This window comes from Bradyrhizobium sp. Kon56 (assembly GCF_055807635.1).
The window spans coordinates 1-372 of the sequence record NZ_JBVVOU010000202.1 but is presented as its reverse complement, the minus strand read 5'-3'; the positions used below and the strand labels follow the sequence as shown (position 1 = coordinate 372).

Here is a 372-nt window from a genome sequence, read left to right as displayed (position 1 = left end):
ACGAACATTGAGAGCACTCCTCGAGGCATAGCCTACTGTTCCGCCGGGGCCCGCCCCCGGAATGGTGTATTGCGAAAACGGTACGGCCGTGTCCTTCGCTCCGACGTGATTTAAGACGGCTTCCACCCGACCTTCTGCGATAGGGCGCTCCCAATCAAAATCGGGACGTACGATGCTGCCGGCAGTAATGACGCGCCCGAACTTAAGATCGATGAATTTCGGCCACTCGGATTTCTTTGTGCCTGAAAATTTACGCGGACTGATTTCAAATGATGGTTTGTGGCATAGCTTCCTAACTCATCCGCTGGCTCATTTCAGGCCTGAAGGGGTCTTTGAACTCAATGTTAAATGGAAGCCTGCATGGTGGCCGGT

Annotated in this window: 1 protein-coding gene; it reads left to right on the top strand. The window is 53.5% G+C overall.

Features of this window, described 5'->3' with window-relative positions:
• Positions 1-172: 172 nt before the first annotated feature.
• Positions 173-372, top strand: a 200-nt coding sequence (locus AC0L3B_RS38635; RefSeq protein ID WP_473382899.1) for a hypothetical protein, incomplete at its 3' end; no start/stop codon positions are given.